At 68.2% G+C, this 21,955-nt stretch carries 16 protein-coding genes; 15 read left to right on the forward strand and 1 reads right to left on the reverse strand.

All coding sequences use genetic code 11. From position 1 onward, the window contains the following. The coding region (locus FBZ87_RS28680; protein ID WP_281289021.1) for a contractile injection system protein, VgrG/Pvc8 family at nt 1-308 on the reverse strand (308 nt) is incomplete at its 3' end. Between the two features lie 985 nt (nt 309-1,293). Here FBZ87_RS28680 and tagH point away from each other — a divergent pair. The 15 genes from tagH (at nt 1,294) to tssG (ending at nt 21,754) form a co-directional block, all read left to right on the forward strand. After that, complete coding sequence (gene tagH, locus FBZ87_RS28685) at nt 1,294-2,964, forward strand: type VI secretion system-associated FHA domain protein TagH (protein ID WP_186455046.1); 1,671 nt, start codon at nt 1,294-1,296, stop codon at nt 2,962-2,964. A 118-nt stretch (nt 2,965-3,082) separates the two neighbouring features. Next, nucleotides 3,083-3,679, forward strand: coding sequence for a type VI secretion system lipoprotein TssJ (gene tssJ / locus FBZ87_RS28690; RefSeq protein WP_145613986.1), 597 nt, complete (start codon nt 3,083-3,085; stop codon nt 3,677-3,679). A 10-nt stretch (nt 3,680-3,689) separates the two neighbouring features. Then, nucleotides 3,690-5,033, forward strand: a complete 1,344-nt coding sequence (gene tssK, locus FBZ87_RS28695) for a type VI secretion system baseplate subunit TssK (RefSeq protein WP_145613987.1) — start codon at nt 3,690-3,692, stop codon at nt 5,031-5,033. Then, nucleotides 5,033-6,424, forward strand: coding sequence for a type IVB secretion system protein IcmH/DotU (icmH, locus tag FBZ87_RS28700; RefSeq protein WP_145613988.1), 1,392 nt, complete (start codon nt 5,033-5,035; stop codon nt 6,422-6,424). The genes tssK and icmH overlap by 1 nt, the downstream gene beginning before the upstream one ends. After that, entirely contained in the window at nt 6,421-10,014 is a 3,594-nt protein-coding gene (tssM, locus tag FBZ87_RS28705) for a type VI secretion system membrane subunit TssM (RefSeq protein WP_145613989.1), read from the forward strand. The genes icmH and tssM overlap by 4 nt, the downstream gene beginning before the upstream one ends. Next, nucleotides 9,996-11,570, forward strand: coding sequence for a type VI secretion system-associated protein TagF (gene tagF, locus FBZ87_RS29990; RefSeq protein ID WP_246134659.1), 1,575 nt, complete (start codon nt 9,996-9,998; stop codon nt 11,568-11,570). Before tssM ends, tagF begins: the two co-directional genes overlap by 19 nt. Next, on the forward strand, nt 11,567-12,853 hold the full coding sequence (locus FBZ87_RS28720; protein WP_145613990.1) for a serine/threonine-protein kinase: 1,287 nt from the start codon (nt 11,567-11,569) through the stop codon (nt 12,851-12,853). Before tagF ends, FBZ87_RS28720 begins: the two co-directional genes overlap by 4 nt. Further along, a complete protein-coding gene (gene tssA, locus FBZ87_RS28725) occupies nt 12,850-13,995 on the forward strand; it encodes a type VI secretion system protein TssA (protein ID WP_186455047.1) in 1,146 nt (381 codons plus the stop codon). The genes FBZ87_RS28720 and tssA overlap by 4 nt, the downstream gene beginning before the upstream one ends. Before the next feature lie 76 nt (nt 13,996-14,071). Further along, a complete protein-coding gene (gene tssB / locus FBZ87_RS28730) occupies nt 14,072-14,581 on the forward strand; it encodes a type VI secretion system contractile sheath small subunit (RefSeq protein WP_040845788.1) in 510 nt (169 codons plus the stop codon). Further along, nucleotides 14,581-16,074, forward strand: a complete 1,494-nt coding sequence (gene tssC / locus FBZ87_RS28735) for a type VI secretion system contractile sheath large subunit (RefSeq protein WP_145613992.1) — start codon at nt 14,581-14,583, stop codon at nt 16,072-16,074. Before tssB ends, tssC (FBZ87_RS28735) begins: the two co-directional genes overlap by 1 nt. Further along, the gene (tssC, locus tag FBZ87_RS28740; RefSeq protein WP_145613993.1) at nt 16,074-17,525 is read left to right on the forward strand and encodes a type VI secretion system contractile sheath large subunit; all 1,452 of its coding nucleotides are present in this window, start codon (nt 16,074-16,076) and stop codon (nt 17,523-17,525) included. The genes tssC (FBZ87_RS28735) and tssC (FBZ87_RS28740) overlap by 1 nt, the downstream gene beginning before the upstream one ends. Nucleotides 17,526-17,539: 14 nt before the next feature. Then, nucleotides 17,540-18,364 (forward strand): type VI secretion system accessory protein TagJ, encoded by an 825-nt coding sequence (locus tag FBZ87_RS28745; protein WP_145613994.1) that lies wholly within the window; start codon nt 17,540-17,542, stop codon nt 18,362-18,364. Nucleotides 18,365-18,367: 3 nt separating this feature from the next. Continuing rightward, nucleotides 18,368-18,859, forward strand: coding sequence for a type VI secretion system baseplate subunit TssE (gene tssE / locus FBZ87_RS28750; RefSeq protein WP_004273669.1), 492 nt, complete (start codon nt 18,368-18,370; stop codon nt 18,857-18,859). After that, nucleotides 18,852-20,687: a type VI secretion system baseplate subunit TssF gene (tssF, locus tag FBZ87_RS28755; protein ID WP_145613995.1), complete on the forward strand. Its 1,836-nt coding sequence runs from the start codon at nt 18,852-18,854 to the stop codon at nt 20,685-20,687. Before tssE ends, tssF begins: the two co-directional genes overlap by 8 nt. Continuing rightward, nucleotides 20,684-21,754 carry a type VI secretion system baseplate subunit TssG gene (gene tssG, locus FBZ87_RS28760; RefSeq protein WP_145613996.1) on the forward strand — a complete coding sequence of 357 codons (1,071 nt, stop codon included), beginning with the start codon at nt 20,684-20,686 and terminating at the stop codon, nt 21,752-21,754. Before tssF ends, tssG begins: the two co-directional genes overlap by 4 nt. The last annotated feature ends 201 nt before the right edge of the window (nt 21,755-21,955 follow it).

Genomic DNA, 21,955 nt, shown 5'->3' on the forward strand with positions numbered 1-21,955 from the left:
CACAGGCGGGGGACGACGCGCAGGACATAGTGGCGCTGCCCGCGGGAGGCGGCGTGGCCGCCGGTGAGCGAGGCGACGACGCCGTTGAAGACGCGATAGCTGCCCTCGTCCAGGCGCAACTTCAGGTCCACGCTCTGCGCCACCAGGGCGGCGGGGTCGACGTTGTCGTCCATGGCGCGCACGGTCGCGCGGAATTCGAAGGGTGTCGAAATACCCTCCGTCCCCTCCAGCGCCTCCAGCAAAAGCTGGTCGGGCCCCAAGGGGCTCTCGATCCCCAGCAACCGTTCCGCTTGCGTGTAACCGTCCATCAAATCCTCGTATGCCCGGCGGACGGATGCGCGCCGAACGTCTCCAGTCACTGTGGTCCAGTCACGGCGGCCCAGTAGCGGCGGCATGGCCGCCTGGCTGCTACTGTCATCACCTGTTAACTCACCGTTTACACGGTGTGATTTCAAAACCTTCCGAACCGCTCCTGTAACTTCGCGCGACACAGAACTATGGGCCGGCGGCGGGGCGTCAAGGGCCGCGCGCGCTGGGCGCGTTTCCTATGCCGTCATGAATACGGCAAGAAAGTGACGCAAATTATTCTTTAACCGCAGGTGAATGAGAGATGGCCACATGATGATGTGGCTTTAAAAATCGGCCGTTACTACAGAATTGAACGCCCGTGCTTCAATTCTGTTTTGCTGCCGACGGCTTGACCATTCCACGAAGGGTTATGTCCTTCGGGTATAGGGAGCTTAATGCTGCATATCCTGATGGCGGACCCAATTGTCGGCCGGAACACCAGCTTTCACGGCAAGGTAGCTGGAAACCCTAGGGATTCCGCGCCGTTCACGGGGGCAGGCACCTTCGTATTAACGCGTTATTGAGTTGGACCGGGGGTCGGAAAGCTGGTTCCAAGGGGTGTCACGGCACCTGTCACCCGAGTCATATGACCTAGGTTTTGCAGGTATATATCCGCTTCATCCCGGTGGTTATAGAACCGGCGGATAAGGAATAGGCTTCCGGAATTTTCTCAGCAATTACAAAGGCGATTGCTTAAAATATCGATTAAAATTGCGTTCAAAATATACTTTGAAGCTATGCCCTATGACTGTGGGCGGGCGCAGCCTGTCCACAACTCTACCTCTATCTGGATATACCACCGAGAACCGTTTCTGGGGGGTCGACGGAACTATCTTCCGAATTATATCAGCGTGCATTGCTTGGTAAATTTATCGTTAAAAGATTGGACACGTTGTCGACCTCTCAGTGACGTCGCCAATGCCGTCCTTGCGCAGCGAGGATCAGATGGCCCTTGTCTTACGTGTTCTTTCGGCCGGGGACTGCTCCATATCCGAAGGCGAAACCCGCGTCTGCGACGGCGCCAGTTTCACCATCGGCCGTGGCGCCGAGAACGACTGGGTGGTCAACGACCCCCAGCGCCACCTGTCGAAGCAGCACTGCCGGATAGAGCTGCGTGGCCAGACCTATTTCGTGACGGACACCAGCACCAACGGTGTCTACGTCGGCGGGGCGGCTGCCCCCCTGGGTCGGGGCAACAGCCAGCCGGTGAACGACGGCGACGTCATCAATCTGGGCCCCTGCACCCTGCGCCTGGAAATCAGCAGCCAGCCGGCGGCCTCGGTGTCCCCCATGGCGACCATGAATGGCATCGGCATGACCAGCGGCGCCCTGGCCGACCCGGACATGGATTACGGCATGGGGGGCCTGAACAATGGCCACACCGGCTATGTCCCCTCGCTGACCCAGGTCCTGGCTGGCGACCGCGTCGCCGAAATGCAGCTGACCGACATGCTGGGGGAAGGGGAGGCGGAGGTGGAGGCGCCGTTTGGTGGCGCGCTGGCCCCATCGCTGGCCGCCCATTCCGGTACCGGCGCCTATTTCGAGGCGCCTGAGGTCAAGCACCCCGTTATCCCCATGGACTGGCAGGCGGAGGGCGTCGATGGCGTCGGCATGCAGGATGAGCTGGAGTCCGTCAGCGCCGCCGCCCAGGTGATGGCGGAGGCCTTCGCCGGAGCCCGCAACGGCCAGGCCACGGCCCGCATGGCCAGCCCGGCCGTTTCCAGCCCCGCCCCGGCGGGTCCGGTCAATGGCGCCCCGATCAATGGCGCCGGCGCCACCATCCTGCCCATCAATCCCGCCGCCGGCCCAGTGCGGCCCCAGCCGGTGGCCGCCCCTGTGACGCCGGTCCCTCCCGTTTCCCCCGCCATCGCACCCGTCGTGGGGCTGGGCACCATGAACCCGGCGCCCCTCGCCACGCCGGCCGTCCCCCCACTGGCGCAGCCCGCACCGGTCGCCCCGCCGCAACCGGCGGCGCAGGCCTCGCCCATTGCCCAGGCTCAGGCCCAGTCGGCGCCCGCCCAGGCCGCCAACCCCCAAAACCCAGGCCCCCAGATCCCGGACGACGTGTTCGAGGCCTTTCTGGCGGGCGTCGGCCTGCCGCTGGACGCAGTGGACGCATCCGACGCCCCGGCGCTGATGCACAAGATGGGCGTCGCCCTGCGCGAGGCGGTCAACGGCCTGCGTGAGCTGCTGGAATTGCGCGCCTTCCTGAAGTCCGAGTTCCGCATCGAACACACGCTGCTGCGTGCCAAGGAGAACAACCCTCTGAAGTTCTCCGCCAACCTGGATGGCACGCTGTCCGTGCTGATCGGCCGGCGGGTCATGGGCTTCATGGACGCGCCGGAGGCCATCCGCGAAAGCCTGCGCGACATCAAGGCCCACGAGGTGGCCCTGATCGCCGGCATGAAGACGGTGGTGGGCGACGTGCTGGAACAGCTGTCGCCCGAGACCATCAAGAATGACGTCAGCGCCTCCATGCTGCCGCAGGTTCACAAGGCCCGCTGCTGGGAACGGTACGAGCAGGTCCACCAGCGCATGATGGGCGAACAATCGTCGGGGCCGCCCCTCGGCAGCAAGTTTTCCTCCGCCTACACCCAGCAGTTCAGAAGCCTCTGAACCGCCTGGGGTCCGCCTTCGTCCCCGCCTGGCACCCGCCTCACTTCCACCCGTCCGCCAGCCGCCTGGGGATAACCCCAGCCCCGAGACTGCCCAGACTAACAGGGTCCTCTAGACGATGCCTCTCGCCACGACCATCGCCCGCCGCTCCACCCCGCACCCCATGGGCCGTGCGGCCCTCGCCACCGTGCTCGCCGGTGCCGTCCTGCAGCTGGCGGCCTGCTCGCACGAGCCGCCGCCCCCGCCGCCGGTGCGCACCACCGTGCCGGTGTCGATCAACGTCGGGCCCGACGCCAATCCCGACACGCTGGGCCGTCCGTCGCCCATCGTGACGCGCGTCTATCAGCTGGCGTCCAAGGACAAGTTCACCATCGCCGCGCCCATCCAGCTGATCCAGCACGACACCCAGGCCCTAGGTACCGATCAGCTGGGCCGGGACGAGTTCGTGCTGCAGCCCGGCGACAAGAAGCAGATGGTCCTGCCGCAGAACGACAAGGTGCACTACGTCGGCATCGTCGCCGCCTATCGCGCCATCGACCAGGCCAACTGGCGCGAGGTTGTGGCCCTGCCGGACACCGGCCCGGTGACGCTGAACGTCACCGTCGGTGCCAACGGCCTGGTGGTGAAGCGCGACACGGCCGACGCCGGCACCCCACCCGGCGCCGCCGGCACCGCGGCGGCGGCCGACGCGTCCAAGCGCACCCCCACCAAGTGAGGCCCCGGCCATGATGTCCGCCAACCGCGTGGTCTGGACCGAGGGCATGTTCCTGCGGGTCCAGCATTTCCAGCAAGCCGACCGCCATGTGGAACGGCTGCTGCACGCGCGCACCGAACCGCTGACACCCTTCTCCTGGGGCCTGAGCGAGCTGACCATCAACCGGGAACTGCTGGGCATCGGCAAGTTCGCCATCGTCTCCGCCAAGGGCATCCTGCCCGACGGCACGCCCTTCTCCATTCCGGACGAGGCCGACCATCCGCCGCCGCTGGAGCTGTTCGACACCACCAAGAACTGCGTCATCTACCTGACGCTGCCGGTGCGCCAGCCGGGCGGGGCCGAGGTGGGGCTGACCAATTCCGAGGACGCCATCACCCGCTTCGTCCCGGCGCGGTATGAGGCCGAGGACGCCAACCTCGGCAGCGACCAGGCGGCCGCCATGGACGTCGCCCGCCTGCGCCTGCGCCTGGCGCCGGAGACGCAGCCGCTGGCGGGGTATGAGAAGATCGCCATCGCCCGGGTGGTCGAGGTGCGCTCCGACCGCGCCATCATCCTGGATGAGCAGTTCATCGCCCCGGTCACCTCGGTCGCGGCCCAGGCGCCGCTGGCCGCCTTCCTGACCGAGCTGCAGGCCCTGATCCAGCACCGGGCCGAGGCCCTGGCCGGCCGTCTGTCCGGCCCCTCGGCCAAGGGGGCGGCGGAGATCGCGGACTTCCTGCTGCTGCAGACCGTGAACCGGTATGAACCGCTGCTGCGCCATTACGCCGCCACCGCACCCATGCTGCATCCGGAGCGGTTCTACCGCCTGTGCGTCGAGGTGGCGGGGGAACTGGCCACCTTCACCACCGAGGCCAAGCGCGCCGCCGTGTTTCCCGAATACCGGCACGAGGATTTGCAGAACACCTTCCGGCCCGTCTTCTCCGACCTGCGCGCCTCCTTGAGCGCCGTGCTGGAGCAGACCGCCGTCGCCATCCCGCTGCAGGCCCGCCGCCACGGCATCAAGGTCGGCGTCATCGTCGACCGGTCGCTGCTGTTCAACGCCACCTTCGTGCTGGCGGTTAACGCGGACATGCCGGTGGAGCACCTGCGCCGCGTCTTCCCGAACCAGGTGAAGATCGGCCCGGTGGAACAGATCGCCCAGCTGGTGAACGTGGCGCTGCCCGGCATCAATGTCAGGCCCCTGCCGGTGGCGCCCCGCCAGCTTCCATACCGCAGCGGCCAAGTCTTCTTCGAACTGGACCGCAGCAGCCAGCATTTCAAGCAGCTCCAGAAGTCCGGCGGCATCGCCCTGCACCTGGCGGGTGATTTCGCGCAGATCGAAATGGAGCTGTGGGCCATCAAGGGGGGTGCGTGATGTCCTATCCCAGCTACGGCCAGACGGCGCATGAGCCGACCATCGTCAAGCCGACGCCCGGCGGCCGCCGTCCGGCGCCGGTGCAACTGGTGGCGCCGCCCACCGACTACGCGCCGGAAGACACGGTCGATCTGACGCTGGGCGGCCTCAACCCGCTGGTGGCCGCCGCCGGCCCCATCCTGACGCTGGCCCGCCGCCTGCGCACGTCCGCCGCCCAGTCCAATATCGAGGAACTGCGCGAGCGCGTCGCCGACGAGATCAAGACCTTCGAGAAGCGGGCGCAAGGCACCGGCGTCACCAACGAGGCGGCGCGCGCGGCCCACTACGCCCTGTGCGCCACCATCGACGACATCGTGCTGAACACGCCGTGGGGGGCGAGCAGCACCTGGGCGCGGGCCGGCATGGTCATCACCTTCCACATCGACGTGACGGGGGGTGAGCGCTTCTACGATCTGCTGAACCACCTGCTGAAGGATCCGGCCGCCAACTTCCAGGTGCTGGAGCTGATGTACCTGTGCCTGTCGCTGGGGTTCGAGGGCCGGCTGCGCATCCTGCCGCAGGGCTCGCTTGAGCATTCGCGCATCCGCGACAACCTCTACCGCGTGCTGACCCAGCGGCGCGGCGAGGCTGAGCGCGAGCTGTCGGTGCACTGGCGCGGGGTGGAGGCACCCTTCCGCCCCCTGCTGCCCAGCATCGAGTTCTGGACCGTCATGGCGGCCACCCTGATCCTCATCACGGTGATGGCCACGGGCTTCAGCTTCGCGCTGAACGGCAGTTCCGACGCCACGCTGGAAAAGATGGCCACCTTGCCGCCGGTGGGCCAGCCCAGCGTCGCCCTGGCCCAGCCCACGGCGCCGGTGCAGCCCAAGTCGAAGGATCTGGACCAGTTCCGCGCCTTCCTGGCGCCGGAGATCGCCCAGGGCCTGGTGACCGTGGTGCCCCAGGGCACGGACACCGTGGTGCGCATCCGCAACGCCGGCATGTTCGCGTCGGGCAGCAGCGAGGTGAACGAAAGCTACACCGCCCTGCTGAACCGCATCGGCGAGGCCCTGAACACCCGGCCCGGCGCGGTGCTGATCACGGGACATACGGATAATATTCCCATTCGCACCATCCGGTTCCCGTCGAACTGGCATTTGTCACAGGCCCGCGCCGACGCGGTCGCCGCCGTCATCGCCACCCACCTGACCGACAAGTCCCGTCTGAAGGCCCAGGGCATGGCCGACACCCAACCCATCGCCACCAACGACCAGGACGCCGGCCGGGAAGCCAACCGCCGCATCGACGTGATCCTGAGCTCGCCCGCGGCCGCCGTGCCGGCGCCGTCGGCGGCCTCTGCGACCCCGGCCGCCGTGCCTGCCCCGACCCCCAACCAGGGAACGGCCCAATGAACGTCCCAAGCAGCGTCTACTTCGCGCAGCCCCTGATTTCCGCCCTGGCGCAGCCCTTCCGCGCGCGCTGGGTCTGGTCCCTGGTGTGGGCCATCGGCTTCGCGCTGGTCATCTGGTTCTTCGGCGCCTTGGTGGCGGTGGGCAGCCACCGGCCGCTGGAAGGCGACCTGGTGCGCCTGATCGCCTGTTGCGCCGTGTTCGCCACCTGGGCCGCCTTCAACCTCCAGGTCAATCTCAAGGCCCGGCAGACCGACCGGCGCATGGTGCACGACCTGACCGACCCCAGCGAGGAGGAGAAGCGCCGGGGTGCCGACGCCGCATCCGCCGAGGAACTGCGCCTGCTGCGCGACCGCCTGCAAGAGGCGCTGAGCCAGCTGCGCAAGAAGGCCGGGCGCAAGGGCATGGGCCGGGGCTACCTCTACCAGCTGCCCTGGTACATCATGATCGGGCCGCCGGGCTCGGGCAAAACGTCCGCCCTGCTGACCTCGGGCCTGAACTTCCCGCTGTCCACCACCATTGGCCGGGACCCCCTGAAGGGCATCGGCGGCACCCGCAACTGCGACTGGTGGTTCACGGACGAGGCCATCCTGCTGGACACGGCCGGCCGCTACACCACGCAGGACAGCGACCCGCACCAGGACCAGGCCGCCTGGCTGGGCTTCCTGGACCTGCTGAAAAGCTATCGTCCCCGCCAGCCGGTGAACGGCGCCATCGTGGTGATGAGCCTGGCCGACCTGATGGCCCCCGATCCCACGGAACGCCTGAACCACGCCCGCGCCATCCGCCTGCGCCTGAACGAGCTGTACGACCGCTTCGGCCTGCGCTTCCCGGTCTACATGCTGTTCACCAAGGTCGATCTGGTGCCCGGCTTCGTCGAGTACTTCGACAATCTCGGCAAGTCGGAACGCGAACAGGTGTGGGGCATGACCTTCCCCCTGGACGACGGCGCCGCCGACAGCCCCGGCGTGGTCGAGCAGTTCCCGCAGGAGCTGGAGGGTTTGGTCATCCGCCTGAACGAGCGGCTGCTGGAGCGGGTGCAGCAGGAGGCGGACATCGAGCGCCGCGGCCTGGTGTTCAACTTCCCCAACCAGGTGGCCAGCCTCAGCGACGCGCTGCTGGAGATCCTCACGGAAATCTTCCGCGCCAGCCCCTATGAGACGCGGCCCCTGCTGCGCGGCAGCTACTTCACCAGCAGCGTGCAGGTGGGCATGCCCATCGACCGCACCATGGCCACCATCGCCGCAACCTTCGGCTTGGATCCGGTGCGCATGCCGGCCAACAACCGTCAGGGCCGCAGCTATTTCCTGACCCGGCTGTTCAATGAAGTGATCTTCGCCGAGGCCGCCGTCGTCAGCCTGAATCCCAAGGTGGAGCAGCGCCGCCGCCGCCTGCGCATCGCGACGTACGCCTCCGCCGCCGTCATCCTGGCCGTGCTGGCCTATGCCTGGAGCACCGGCTACCAGGAGAACAAGCGCCAGGTGGCCCTGATCGACGACGGCCTGCAGGCCTATGACAAGGCGGCCACCGGCATCCCCAGCCAGGGCGTGACGGACGCCGACCTGGTGCGCGTGGTCAAGCCGCTGAACATTCTGCGCAACCTGCCCACGGGCCTGGAGAACAACGAGGGCGTCGCCAGCCAATGGCTGACCTTCGGCCTCTACCAGGGTGACAAGCTGAAGACGGTGCACGCCGCCGTCTATCACCGGGCGCTGAACGGCCTGATGCTGCCCCGCCTGCTGGTGCGGCTGCAGGACCAGATCCGGGCGCACGAGGATGACGATGACTTCGTGGCCGGCGCGCTCAAGATCTACCTGATGCTGGGCAGCCGCGGCCCCTTGGACGCCAATGCCGTGCGCCAGTGGATGGTGGCCGACTGGGCTGCCACCTGGCCGGGCGAGGCCAACAAGGGCTTGCGGGACGACTTGGCCCGCCACCTGGACAGCCTGCTGACCCGGGGCAGCCTGACGCCCATCCCCTTGGACGCCAACCTGATCACCCAGTCGCGCCGCAGCCTGGAAAAGCTGTCCCCGGCCGAGCGGGTCTACGCCCTGGTCCGCCAGCATGAGGGCATCAGCCAGCTGCCGCAGTGGCGCCCTGTCGACCATGCCGGCGCCACGGCCGACCATGTCTTCACCCGTGTCTCCGGCAAGCCGCTGACCGAGGGCATTCCCGGCCTGTACACGCCGGAAGGCTACAAGGCCTTCCAGCCGGCGCTCTCCGCCGTGATCGCCGAGGTGCAGGGGCAGAGCTGGGTGCTGGGCGACAAGCCCGCCGGGGCCAACGCCCAGGCGCAGCAGGCGGCCCAGGCCGATGACCTGCGCGAGCGGGTGACGCAGCTGTACTACGCCGACTACATCCAGCAGTGGGACACCATGCTGGGCGACCTGCGCATCGTGCCGCTGGCCGACATGCAGCAGACCATCGCCGTGCTGAACCTGGTGTCCAGCCCCGACATGCCGATGCTGAAGCTGCTGAAGGACGTGGCGGCGGAGACGCAGATCGTCCCCCTGCCGGGCCTGCCCAAGGCGGTCCCGGCGCCGGGCGGTGCCGCCGCCCCAGCGGCCCTGCCCACGCCGGACGCGCCGGCCGGCGCCGTGGCCGTGGCCCAGCACTTCCAGCCCATCGCCGATTTCGTCACGCCCAGCAACGGGGCGCCGGCGCGGGCGGAGGATCTGGTGCGCCTGCTGGGCGAGGCTTATCAGGAGCTCAGCAACGTCGCCAGCGGGCCCGGCAACGGCCGCATGGCCATGTACACCCGCGCCTCCCACGGCGGGGCCGGCGGCCCCATCCAGATGCTGAACAACCAGGCGGCGCAGATGCCGCGGCCGGTCAACGGCTGGATCGCCACCATCACCGGCAGCGCGTCGGAACAGTCGGTGGGCGGTGCCCGCGCCCAGCTGAGCAACCTTTGGGGCGGCGAGGTGGGCGGCTTCTGCACCCGCGCCGTCAATGGCCGCTATCCCTTCGCCAAGGACAGCACCAAGGAAATCTCGGTGGGTGACTTCACCCGGCTGTTCGCCCCCAACGGCATGTTGGACAACTTCTTCAACAACCACCTGAAGACGCTGGTCGACACCTCGGGCGCCAAGTGGCGGTGGACCAAGGTGGGCGACACCGGCCTGGGCATCCCCGACAGCGTGCTGGCCTCCTTCCAGTATGCCGCCCAGATCCGCGACGCCTTCTTCCCCGATGGCGGCCAGCAGCCCCGTGTTGCCCTGCAGGTGACGCCGGTGACCCTGGATCCGAAGTCCACCGGCGTGCTGTTCGCCAGCGGCGGCCAGCAGATCGAATACCAGCATGGGCCGCAGTGGCCGGCTTCGCTCCAGTGGCCGGACAACGACCCCAACGGCGTCAGCCGCGTGGTGTTCGAGGTGACCGACGGCCTGCCGCAGAGCGTGCTGAAAAGCGGTCCCTGGTCGCTGTTCCACCTGGTGGACCAGGGCACGGTCACGCCGCTGGGCAGTGACAACTTCCGCGTCAACTTCACCTCCGGCACCCACAACGCCGGCTTCGAGGTGAAGTCCAGCACCTCGCTCAACCCCTTCATCCTCAAAGAACTGAGGGCGTTCCGTTGTCCAGTCTCTTTCTGAATGGCGCCGTCTCGGCTCACGAGCCGGGTTTCTTCGGCAAGATCCCGGCGCGGGGGGACTTCGTCTCCCGGCGGCTGGACCCAGCGATCGTCCGCCCGCTGGACGAATGGCTGCAGGCGTCGCTCGCCACCAGCCAGCGGCAGATGGGCGAGGCGTGGCTGCCCAGCTACCTGGACACGCCGGTCTGGCGCTTCGTCCTGGGGCCGGGGGTCTGCGGCGACACGGCCATGGCCGGCGTGCTGATGCCCAGCGTCGACCGGGTCGGGCGCTACTTCCCCCTGGTGCTGGCGACCCCGCTGCCCGGCTGCGTCGCCCCCATCCGACTGATCGAAAGCGGTCGCGCCTGGTTCGACAAGGTGGAAGACCTGGCGCTGACCTCGCTGGACGACGACTTCAACTTCGACAGCTTCGACCAGGCCGCACGGGTATTGGGCGCGCCGCCTTACGACACCACGCGCGGGCCTGCGGAGAGCAGCGCTTTCCGTGTCGGGCTGGCCAACAACGGCGGCGCCAACGGCCGGGGTGCCCTGGGCAGCGCCTATGCCGAACTGCTGGACCAGGTGCTGATCGGCTTCAACAACCGCTTCAGCCTGTGGTGGACCACCGGGTCGGACAAGGTGGCGTCTTCGCTGCTGATCTCGCCCGGCCTGCCGGCGCCGCAGAATTACGCCGCCTTCCTGGACGGACGTTGGGAGCGCTGGGGCTGGGAACGCCCGGCCGACACGGCGCTGCACCTGGCGGACGAGGAACTGCCCATCCTGCTGCTGCGGCCCGTGGTGGCGCTGCCCAGCCACGGCCGTACCCATCCCGGCACCCGCCGCACCATCAACCAGGACGCCCTGCTGCTGCGGCCCGACCTCGGCCTGTGGTGCGTCGCCGACGGCCTGGGCGGCCATTCGGCGGGCGAGGTGGCCAGCGCCCTGACCGTGAAGGCGCTGGATGCGGTGATGCCGCCCCTGTCCTACGGCGGCTTCGTGGAAGAGGTGCGCGAGGCCCTGGTCGAGGCCAACGACAAGCTGCGGGCCCAAGCCGCCACCCTGGGCGACCAGGCGCTGATCGCCTCCACCGCCGTGGTGCTGCTGATCTACGCCAACCGCTTCAATTGCCTGTGGGTGGGCGACAGCCGCATCTACCTGCTGCGCGACGGCCGGCTGCGCCAGCTGACCACCGACCACGTGGCTGCCGGCATCAACCAGCAGCAGCGGGCCACCATGCTGGTCACCCGTGCCGTGGGCGCCGCCGACACGCTGGAGATCGACATGGTGCAGGACGTCGTCCAGCCCGGCGACCGCTTCCTGCTGTGCAGCGACGGCGTCACCAAGGTGCTGAGTGAGACGGAGATCGCCACGCTGATGCGGGGAATGCCTCCGCGCGAGACGGTGGACGCCCTGGTGGAAAACATCCTGGTCAGCGGCGCGCCCGACAACCTGACCGCCGTCATCGTCGATGTGCCGGAAAGCGATCATCCGGTGGCGGAGGCCGCCATGCAGGCCACGGCCGTGCCGGTGGCGCACTCGCCGGCGCTTGAAGATGTGCGCCAAGGGGGTGCGGAATGAGCCAGGCCGCCGTCCTGACCAACCCCGGCGCCATCGTGGCGAATGAGGAGCCGCAGCAGCCGGACGAGATGACCTCGCTGCTGATGAGCCCAGAGACGCCGGATGAACTGACCCGCTTCGCTCCGGCCGAGCTGACCGAGGTCATGGTGGCGCCGGACGTTGCTGCGCCGAACGCCGCCCCGGTGGTGCCGACGCGCGAGGTGGTGGAAAGCCAGGTGGCGGGCTTCATCGCCGGTGTCCGGGCGCAGGCGCACCGCGCCGGCCTGGACGAGGTCGCCTCGCTGGACCTGCTGAGCGGCGCCCGCGCCGCGCTGGACCGTCACATCCAGGCCGCGCAGCGCCCTTGGGAGGATGGACCAGAGCCTGCGGCCAGCACCGCGCCGGCGGCCAAGGCCGATCCCACCGGCTGGTCGGTGGCGCCGGGCAGCACCATGCTGAACACCTTCATCGTGCGCACCCTGCTGGCACGCGGCGGGATGGGCGAGATCTACCGGGTGCGCCATCGCGACCTGAAAACCGACCAGGCCATCAAGGTCATCATTCCGGAATATCGGGACGACGCCAAGATCGTGGGCTTGTTCCATGAGGAAGGCCGCCTGCTGCAGCGCATCCGCCATGACGCCGTGGTGAGCTGCGCCGGCCTGTACCGCGACGGCGACGGCCGGTCCATGCTGGTGCTGGAGTATATCGACGGCCAATCGCTGTCCTACTTCCTGCGGCGCGGGCCTTTGGGCCTGACGGCACTGGAGGCCCTGCTGCGCCGTCTGGCGGCGGGTCTGACGGCGGTGCACGCCGCCGGCATCGTCCACCGTGACGTCAGCCCCGACAACATCCTGCTGCCCGGCGACAATCCGGCGGCGGCCAAGCTGATCGATTTCGGCGTGGCGCGGGAAATGCGCAACGGCGTCACCCCGCGCGACGGACTGGATTTCGCCGGCAAGTTCTCCTTTGCCTCGCCCGAGCAGCTGGGCATGCACGGCGGCGCCATCGGCGTTGCGTCCGACATCTACAGCCTGGGCCTGGTCATCGTCGCCGCCGCGCGCGGCGAGAAGCTGGCCATGGGCCAGACGGTGGAGGAGGCGACGGCCGCCCGCCGCCAGGTCCCCGACATCAGCGCCGTGCCCGACCGTCTGCGCGGTCTGGTGGAGGGCATGCTGCAGCCCGATCCCAAGCGCCGGCCCACCGACCTGAACACGTTGCTGCGGGCGCTGGACGCCAACAGCGGTTCCTCGGCCAAGGGCGGCTTCTGGGGCCGGCTATGGCCGTCGCGGAAAGGTGCATGATGGACAACGGCGCTATCCTGTCCTCCGGCCTGTCCCCCGGCGTCCTGGATCTTCCCGTTCTGCTGGCCCCCATCCCCGGCGACCAGCCCTGCGGGCCTGACCTGCGCGTGCACAACGGCGGCGATGCCGCCTATTTCCAGCTGAAGGATCTGCGTGCCACCGCCCGCGCCATCGAGCGGCGGGCGGATTCCGAGGATGAGGCCCAGACCTCCCTGGCGGAGTGGCAGCGTATCCAGGACCTGGCGCGCAGTGTCCTGGCCCAGCGCACCAAGGACATCGAGGTCGCCGTTTGGCTGACAGAGGCCGCCGTGCGGCTGGAGGGTTTCGCCGGTCTGGCCGATGGTTTCCGCCTGCTGGCCGGCTTGGTGGAGCAGTATTGGGACGGCGTCCATCCCCAGCCGGACGAGGACGGTATCGCGGTCCGCCTGGCGCCGATCGGCGGCCTTAACGGCCATGGGGCGGAGGGCACGCTGATCCAGCCCATCCGCAAGGTGCCGCTGCTGCGCGAGGACCAGCCCATCGCCTACTGGCACTACGCCCTGGCCCAGCGCGCCAGCCAGACGCCGGACACGCGCAGCCGCCCGGGCCGCACCCCGCCGCCCACGCTGGACGCCTTGTCCCAGCGCATGAGCCAGGTGCCGGCGGCCCGCAACCGGGCGCTGCTGGCCGACATCCGCGCCTGCCGCCAGGCCTTCCGCGACCTGGATCGGCTGCTGACCGAACGGGCGGGCGCCGACGCCCCGCCTACCTCCACCATCACCCACATCCTGGAGGAGGTGGAGGACGCGGTGGTGTTCCTGACCGGCCTGTCGGCCAAGGAAGAGGTGGAGGAGGCCGCCGTGCCCGACGTCATCCTGCATTCCGCCACCGGCGCCCCCGTCGTGGACGAGGCGGCGGCGCCCCAGCGGCCGGCCAAGGGCATCACCAGCCGGGAAGAGGCGCTGACCCTGTTGGCGGAGATCGGCCAGTACTTCCGCCGCACCGAACCCCATTCACCCCTGTCCTACACCATCGAGGACCTGGTTCGGCGCGGCCGCATGCCGCTGCCCGAACTGTTGGCCGAGCTGCTGGCGGACGCGGGTGCCCGCAACACCCTGCTGACCACCGCCGGCATCCGGCCGGTGCAGGGCAACGGACAGTAAGACACTGATGAGAAATCGTTTTTGTTTCGGGGTAACCCCAGACGACATGCAGCAACCCATGGGTAGGAGAAGGTAGATGGCCAGCGTTCATGACAAGCTCGAGCGGGTTCGCAAGCCGCGCGTGCACATCAAATACGAGGTCGAAACCGATGGGGCGATGGTCGAGAAGGAGCTGCCCTTCGTGGTCGGCGTGCTCGGCGATTTCTCCGGCGACCCGACGGATGACCTGAAGCCGCTGAAGGACCGCAAGTTCATCCAGATCGACCGCGACAACTTCAACGAAATCCTGGCGCGCATGAAGCCGTCGCTGTCGTTGCGCGTGCGGAACGAGCTGGAGGACGACGGCAGCGAGATGGCCGTGGAGCTGAAGTTCTCCTCGCTGGAGGACATGGAGCCCGGCCAGATCGTCCGCCAGGTGCCGGCGCTGCGCAAGCTCTTGGAGACGCGCAACCAGCTGCGCGACCTGCTGACCAAGGCCGACCGCTCGACCCAGCTGGAAGACCTGCTGGAATCCATTCTTCAGGACGACACTCAGCTGCGCAAGCTGTCGCAGCAGCTGGGCGCCACCGCCGAGGAGGTGAAGTGATGACCGATACCCTGACCGTTTCCCGCGAAGAAGCCGCGGCCGGCACCGTCGAAGGCCTCTCCCTGCTGGACCAGGCCATCGGCGCCACCAAGCAGACCGAGCCGGCGCGCGTGCAGGAACTGCTGCGCACCCTGACGGAAGAGGCGCTGGGCGGCACCGTCACCTACAGCCGCAACCTGACCCAGACGCTGACCGCGGCGGTGAAGGCCATCGACGCCAAGCTGTCCAAGCAGCTAGCCGCCATCATGCACCACCCGGAATTCCTGAAGCTGGAAGGCAGCTGGCGCGGCCTGCACCACCTGGTCATGAACACCGAGACCAGCGCCAACCTGAAGATCCGCGTGCTGAACGTGCGCAAGCGCGAACTGGCGAAGGATCTGGCCAAGGCGGTGGAGTTCGACCAGAGCGAGCTGTTCAAGAAGCTCTACGAGAACGAGTTCGGCACGCCCGGCGGTGAGCCCTACGGCATGCTGATCGGTGACTATGAGTTCACCAACCACCCCGAGGATGTGCAGATGCTGTCCAGCATCTCCAGCATCGCGGCGGCGGCCTTCGCCCCCTTCGTCTCCGCCGCTAGCCCCAAGCTGTTCGGCTTCCAGGATTACCAGGAGCTGGCCAAGCCCCGCGACCTGGAGAAGATCTTCGAGACGGCGGAATACGCGCAGTGGCGCAGCTTCCGCGACAGCGAGGACAGCCGCTTCACCACGCTGACCCTGCCGCGCGTACTGGCGCGCCTGCCTTACGGCGCCGCCACCCTCAGCGTCGACGACTTCAATTTCGAGGAAGCCCCCCTGGACCCCTCGGGCAAGTCGCTGGCGCTGGAGCACAACGAATATTGCTGGATGAACGCGGCCTACGTCCTGGGCTCGCGCGCCACCGAGGCCTTCGCCAAGTACGGCTGGTGCACGGCCATCCGCGGCGCCGAGGGCGGCGGCAAGGTGGAAACCCTGCCCACCCACGTCTTCGTCAGCGATGACGGCGACCCCGACCAGAAGTGCCCGACGGAGATCGGCATCACCGACCGCCGCGACGCCGAGCTGGGCAAGCTGGGCTTCCTGCCCCTCTGCCATTACAAGAACACCGACTATGCCGTGTTCTTCGGCGCCCAGACGGTGCAGAAGCCCAAGAAGTACGACCGCCCGGACGCCACGGCCAACGCCGCCATCTCCGCCCGGCTGCCGTACATGATGGCCACGTCCCGCTTCGCCCATTACCTGAAGGTGATGGCGCGCGACAAGATCGGCTCCTTCCTTGAGGTCGAGGATTGCGAGGCCTGGCTGAACCGCTGGATCAACAATTACGTCAACGCCAACGAGGGCGCCGGCCAGGAAATGAAGGCCGCCTACCCGCTGCGCGAGGCTAAGATCACGGTGAAGGAAATCCCGGGCAAGCCCGGTTCCTATAACGCCATCGCCTGGTTGCGGCCCTGGTTGCAGATGGAGGAACTGACGACCTCGCTGCGCATGGTGGCACGGATACCGAGCAAGCTCTGATGCAACAGACCCTTGAGGCGGCAGCCCCGGGGGTGGAACGACGCATCGACACGACGGAAGGCCGGGCTCCCCGGCCCGACGCGCCCCCGGCTTGGCGGCTGGACCTCAGCCGCCATCCCGACAAGCGCCTGGTCATCGACCAGCTGATCGCGGCGATCGACGCTCTGCTCACGGCCCAGGTCAACGTCATCCTGCACAATCCCCGCTTCCAGCAGCTGGAGGCGTCGTGGCGCGGGCTGCTTCAGCTCGTGGAGGCCTCGGCCTCCACCCGCGCCATCAAGATCCGTGTGCTGGACGTGTCCTGGCGCGAACTGTGCCGCGACTTCGAACGCGCCATCGAGTTCGACCAGAGCCAGCTGTTCACCAAGGTGTACAGCGATGAGTTCGGCACGCCCGGCGGGGAGCCCTTCGGCCTGCTGATCGGCGACTACGCCGTGCAGCACCAGCGCGATGCCGACCACCCCACGGACGACGTGGGGACGCTGAAGGCCATCGCCGCCGTGGCGGCCGCGGCCTTCTGCCCTTTCGTCACCAGCTGCTCCCCCGCGCTGTTCGGGCTGGACAGCTTCGGCGACATGGCCAGCGACGTGGACCTCGCCCGCTCCTTCGAGGGGCATGAGTTCATCCGCTGGCGGGCCCTGCGTGAGGCGGACGACGCCCGTTTCATCGGTATCGCCCTGCCCCGGGTGATGATGCGGCCGCCTTACCGTCACGACCCCAACCGTATCGACGGCTTCCGCTTCATGGAACGCACCGGGCGGCCGGGGGCGGGGGACTACCTGTGGGGCAACGCCGCCTTCGCCTTCGCCACCGTGGTCATGCGCGCCTTCCACCAGTACGGCTGGTTCGCCGACATCCGGGGCGCGCCGGACGACCTGAACGGCGGCGGCCTGGTGGACCGTTTCCCCGGCCACACCTTCCCCACCCTGGGTGGGGCCGCGGCGCCGGCCGCACCCCTGGACGTCTACCTGTCCGACCGGCAGGAGAAGCAGTTGAGCGACCTGGGCATCGTGCCCCTGTCGCGGGTCAGCTACGTCGATGCCTGTGTCTTCTACAGCTGCCAGTCGCTGCATCAGCCCAAGGTCTATGACCGGGCGACGGCCACGTCCAACGCGCGGCTATCGGCCATGCTGCAGTATGTGCTCTGCGCCTCGCGCTTCGCGCACTACATCAAGATGATCGGCCGGGACAAGATCGGCTCCTTCGCCACGGCGCATGATTTCGAGGAACATCTGCGCGATTGGCTCAGGGGCTATTGCCTGGCCAACGACGACGCCAGCACCTCGTTCAAGGCCCGCTATCCCCTGCGCGAGGCCGAGGTGCAGGTTCGCGACATCGCCGGCCGGCCGGGCGCCTTCGGCTGCGTCATCCATCTGAAACCGCATTTCCAGCTCGACGATGTCCAGACCAGCTTCCGCCTGGTCACGGAACTCGTCGGCCCGCAGGCCTGACGGGAGAGGACCCCATGAGCCAAACCGCCATCACCGACGCCCTGGAGGCCGGCGACCTGTTCGGCGCCTTGTCCGCCGCCACCGCGCATGTGCAGAAGGCGCCCACCGACACCGGTACCCGCTATCTGCTGGCGGAGATCCTGTGCGTGGCGGGACAGCTGGAGCGGGCGGACAATCAGCTGTCCGTCGTGCTGAACCAGGACCCCGGCTCCATGGTGCCGGTCTCGCTGCTGCGTCAGCTGATCCGGGCGGAGACGGCGCGCCAGGATTGGTACCGCGAGGGTCGTCCGCCGGAATTCCTGACCGACATCACCGCCGCCGCCCGCCTGCATCTGGAGGCGGGCGTGAAGGCCCGTGCCGGGGACGCGCAGGGGGCCGCCGCCACGCTGGCGGAGGCGGAGACGCTGCGCCGAGCCCCCACCGGCCAGCACAAGGGTGCCGCCTTCACCGACTTCCGCGACCTGGACGACACCTGCGGCGGCCTGCTGGAGATGCTGAGCGCCGATGGCAAGTATTTCTGGGTGGACGCTGACGAGGTTCTGGGCCTGGATTTTGCGCCGCCCAAGCGCCTGTCCGACCTGATCTGGCGGCCCGTGCGCCTGACCCTGCGCGACGGCACGGCCGGCAGCCTGTACATGCCTATGATTTACGCCAGCGCGGGGGCCGATGGCCTGGCCGACCAGCACCGGCTGGGCCGCCTGACGGATTGGGTGGATCGGCACGGCGCCATCCTGGGGCGGGGCCAGCGCTGCTTCCTGCTGGGCGACGACGCCGTGGGTGCGGCCGACCTCACCACCCTGCGCTTCGATGAAACCCAGGCCGATGTGGAGGCGGCGTAAGCCATGCCGGCGCAACAGCCCGCCACCATCGTGCCCTCCGTCCTCGACCGGCTGATCCAGCCGGTGGAAGGGCCGGCCGTGCGCAGCCTGGGCTGGAACGCGGCGTTGTCGCAGCTCAAGAACTCCATCCGCCGGGATCTGGAGGCCATGCTGAACACGCGGCGGCGGCCGGGCAAGCTGGGCAATGATGTCGGCGAGCTGCACCGCTCCCCCCTGCAGTATGGCATCCCCGACTTCACGGCCATGAGTATGGCGGCGCCGGAGCGCCAGGCCGCCTTCGGTCGCGCGCTGGAGGTGGCCATCCGCGAGTTCGAGCCGCGCCTGTCGTCGGTTGCGGTCACCCTGCTGAACGGCGGCCGCAACCTGGACCGCACCTTGCGTTTCCGGGTGGAAGCGGTGATCCGCCTGGACCCGTCGCCGGAGCCCATCGTCTTCGAATCCGTGCTGGATCCCGTCAGCCAGACCTTCCTGATCAAGGGCGACCCCCATGCCTGACACCTTCCTGTCCTTCTACAACCAGGAACTGGCGGCCATCCGGCGGGCGGCGACCCGCTTCGCGGGTGAGCATCCCAAGGTGGCGGGCAACCTGCGCATCAGCCCGACCACGGTGGACGATCCCCACGTCGCCCGGCTGATCGAATCCTTCGCCTATCTGACGGCGCGGGTGCGCCAGAAGCTGGATGACGATTTCCCGGAACTGACCGACGCGCTCCTGGGCGTGCTCTATCCCCACTACGTGACGCCGCTGCCCTCCATGGCCATCGTGCAGATGAAGGCGGCGCCGGAACTGACGGGCAGCTTCACCGTGCCGCGCGGCGCCCAGGTGGAGACGGAGGCGGTGCGGGGCGAGGCCTGCCGCTTTCAGACCACCATGCCGGCCGAGATCTGGCCGGTGGAGGTTACGGCGGCCAGCCTGGCGGCCCTGCCGGCGGCGGCCCCCCTGGTGGCGTCCACCCGCCAGGCCAAGTCGGTGCTGCGGCTGAAGATCAGCTCCACCGCGCAAGGGCAGGGCCTGACCGACCTGGGCGTGGATCGCCTGCGCCTGTTCCTCTCCGGCCCGCCGGAGGTGGCGTTCACCCTGCACGAGCTGCTGCTGAACAACGTCGTGGGCATGGCGGTGGTGGAGGATGTGAACGACCCCAACCCCGTGGAACTGGGCCCCGACCATTTGACGCCGGTGGGCTTCGAGCCCGAGGACGGCATGGTGCCCTATGGCGCCCAGTCCTTCCTGGGCTACCGCCTGCTGAGCGAGCTGTTCACCTTTCCGGAAAAGTTCCTGTTCGTCGATTTGCACGGCCTCAGCGCGCGCTCCCTGCGCGGGGTGGGCCAGCATATGGAGGTCTACCTCTACCTCGACCGCGTGTGGACCGAGGGGGAACGGCTGGTGCGCCCCCAGGTGTTCGCCCTGGGCTGCGCCCCGGTGGTCAACCTGTTCCGGCAGTCAGCCGAGCCCATCATCCTGGGCCATGACGCCACTGAGTATCTGGTGCAGGCCGACGCCCGCCGGCCGGAGGCGCGCGAGATCTATGCCATCGAGCGGGTGCGGGCCTCTTCCCCCCGGGGGGAGAAGGCGGAGTTCCTGCCCCTCTACGGCAACCATCACGGCGCCGATCCATCGCGCCACCAGCATTTCTGGCACGCCATGCGCCGCCCCCGGGGCGGACGCGATGCCAGCAGCGAAATGTACCTGTCGCTGGTCGATCTGGGCCTCAACCCCAACGCCCCGCCCGACTGGACGGTCAGCGTGGAGACGCTGTGTTTCAATCGCGACCTGCCGGCGCAGCTGCCCTTCGGTGGCGGCCATCCGCGCATGCACCTGACCGAGGGCGGGCCCATCGCCGGCGTCACCTGCCTGACGCCGCCCACGGCGGTGGTGCGGCCGCAAACGGGCGACGGCGCCCGCTGGCGCCTGATCTCCCACCTCAACCTCAACCACCTGTCGCTGATCGACGGCCAAGGGGGCAGGGACGGCCAGGGCGGGGCGGCGGCGTTGCGGGAGCTGCTGAAGCTTTACGACCTGAAGGACACGCCGGAGACGCGGGCCATCATCGACAGCGTCACCGGCATCGGCTATCGCCGCGCCACGGCCCGGGCGCCGCACGCCGACTTCGCCGCCCTGTGCCGGGGCGTGGACATCGACTTGGTGATGGACCCGGAGCGGGCGGGCGCCATGGGCATCTACCTGCCCTCGGCAGTGCTGGAACGCTTCTTCGCCCTCTACACCTCCATCAACTCCTTCACCCGGCTGACGGTGCGGGCCAAGGGCCGGAAAGAGGCGCTGGTCCGCTGGGGTGCCCGGATCGGCGCCAAGGTGACGGCATGAACGCCATCGTGCCCCTGCCGACGCTCAGCGGTTCGCCCGCCCTGCTGGACATGCTGCGGCATGAGCCCTTCCGCTTCGACCTGTTCCGCGCCATCCAGCTGCTGGAACGGCAGTTCGGAGCCTTGGCCGAAGAGGATGAGCTGCCCATCCGGTTCGCCGCGCACCAATCGTTGTGCTTCCCGGCGCATGAGATCCAGCGCCTGCACCTGCCTCACCTGACGGAAGGCGGGGAAGAGGGCGAGGCGGCGGCGCCCGCCCGGCTGGATCTGAACGTCATGACCCTGACGGGGCCCGTCTCGGCCCTGCCGCAGGCTTATACCGAGACGGCCATCCGCAGCCTGCGCGATCGCACGCCTGGCTTCGCCGCCTTCCTCGATTTGTTCAACGACCGCATCGCCACTCTGCTGTTCCGCGCCTGGCGGCGCTATCGCCTGCCCGCCTTGTATGAGCATCGCGGGCTGGAAGGCGGGGACGCCGCCACGGCCGCCCTGTTCGGCATCGCCGGCTTTGGCACTGGTCACCTGCGCGGCCGCCTGTCGGTGCGGGATGAGGTGGCGGTCTACTATGCCGGCCTGTTCAGCCAGCAGCCGCGCGCCGCCATCTCGCTGGAGCGCATGCTGGCCGACGCCTGCGGCCTGCCCGTCAAGGTGCAGCAGTTCGCCGGCCGCTGGATCGCCATTCCGGCGGAGGAGCAGACGTGCCTGCGCCTGGGGGGAAAGGCGCCCGCATACAACCGCCTGGGGGTGGATGCCGTGGCCGGTGCCCGCATGTGGGACGTGCAGGGCCAATTCCGCATCATCCTGGGCCCCCTGACGCGGCGCCAGTTCATGGACCATCTGCCGGGTCGGCCGGGGCTGAGGCGCTTGGTGGAGCTGGCGCGTCTTTATGCCGGGCCCGAACTCGGCTTCGACGTGCAACTGGTGCTGCACCGGGAGGAAGTGCCCCCCTGCCAGCTGGACGGGCGGGACGGCACGGGCCCGCGCCTAGGCTACGACAGCTGGCTGGCGTCGCTGCCCATGCTGCACGACCCGGACGACGCCATCATTAGTATCAATGATACCGATTAGTATCACCTGGAGCATATATCGGAAGTAATGCCGTTCTATTAATGTAATGTTACATGAATGGCATAATAACAGATGGAAAATTTGATACTATAACTATTGGGTAAGTTCCAATTGCCGTTCGAGTTTTATTTTTGCAGTCATGCCATCGGCGGACCTGGGTCGGACGATGGGGGTAGGGGAATACGTCAACCAAAAGCGCGG

The sequence above is a fragment of the Nitrospirillum amazonense genome (assembly GCF_007828035.1).
Lineage (GTDB): Bacteria > Pseudomonadota > Alphaproteobacteria > Azospirillales > Azospirillaceae > Nitrospirillum > Nitrospirillum amazonense.

Bases quoted from the DNA above. Each gene is read 5' to 3' on its own strand.
- tagH (WP_186455046.1), top strand. From the start codon at position 1,294: ATGGCCCTTGTCTTACGTGTTCTTTCGGCCGGGGACTGCTCCATATCC.
- tssJ (WP_145613986.1), top strand. From the start codon at position 3,083: ATGCCTCTCGCCACGACCATCGCCCGCCGCTCCACCCCGCACCCCATG.
- tssK (WP_145613987.1), top strand. From the start codon at position 3,690: ATGATGTCCGCCAACCGCGTGGTCTGGACCGAGGGCATGTTCCTGCGG.
- icmH (WP_145613988.1), top strand. From the start codon at position 5,033: ATGTCCTATCCCAGCTACGGCCAGACGGCGCATGAGCCGACCATCGTC.
- tssM (WP_145613989.1), top strand. From the start codon at position 6,421: ATGAACGTCCCAAGCAGCGTCTACTTCGCGCAGCCCCTGATTTCCGCC.
- FBZ87_RS28720 (WP_145613990.1), top strand. From the start codon at position 11,567: ATGAGCCAGGCCGCCGTCCTGACCAACCCCGGCGCCATCGTGGCGAAT.
- tssA (WP_186455047.1), top strand. From the start codon at position 12,850: ATGATGGACAACGGCGCTATCCTGTCCTCCGGCCTGTCCCCCGGCGTC.
- tssB (WP_040845788.1), top strand. From the start codon at position 14,072: ATGGCCAGCGTTCATGACAAGCTCGAGCGGGTTCGCAAGCCGCGCGTG.
- tssC (WP_145613992.1), top strand. From the start codon at position 14,581: ATGACCGATACCCTGACCGTTTCCCGCGAAGAAGCCGCGGCCGGCACC.
- tssC (WP_145613993.1), top strand. From the start codon at position 16,074: ATGCAACAGACCCTTGAGGCGGCAGCCCCGGGGGTGGAACGACGCATC.
- FBZ87_RS28745 (WP_145613994.1), top strand. From the start codon at position 17,540: ATGAGCCAAACCGCCATCACCGACGCCCTGGAGGCCGGCGACCTGTTC.
- tssE (WP_004273669.1), top strand. From the start codon at position 18,368: ATGCCGGCGCAACAGCCCGCCACCATCGTGCCCTCCGTCCTCGACCGG.
- tssF (WP_145613995.1), top strand. From the start codon at position 18,852: ATGCCTGACACCTTCCTGTCCTTCTACAACCAGGAACTGGCGGCCATC.
- tssG (WP_145613996.1), top strand. From the start codon at position 20,684: ATGAACGCCATCGTGCCCCTGCCGACGCTCAGCGGTTCGCCCGCCCTG.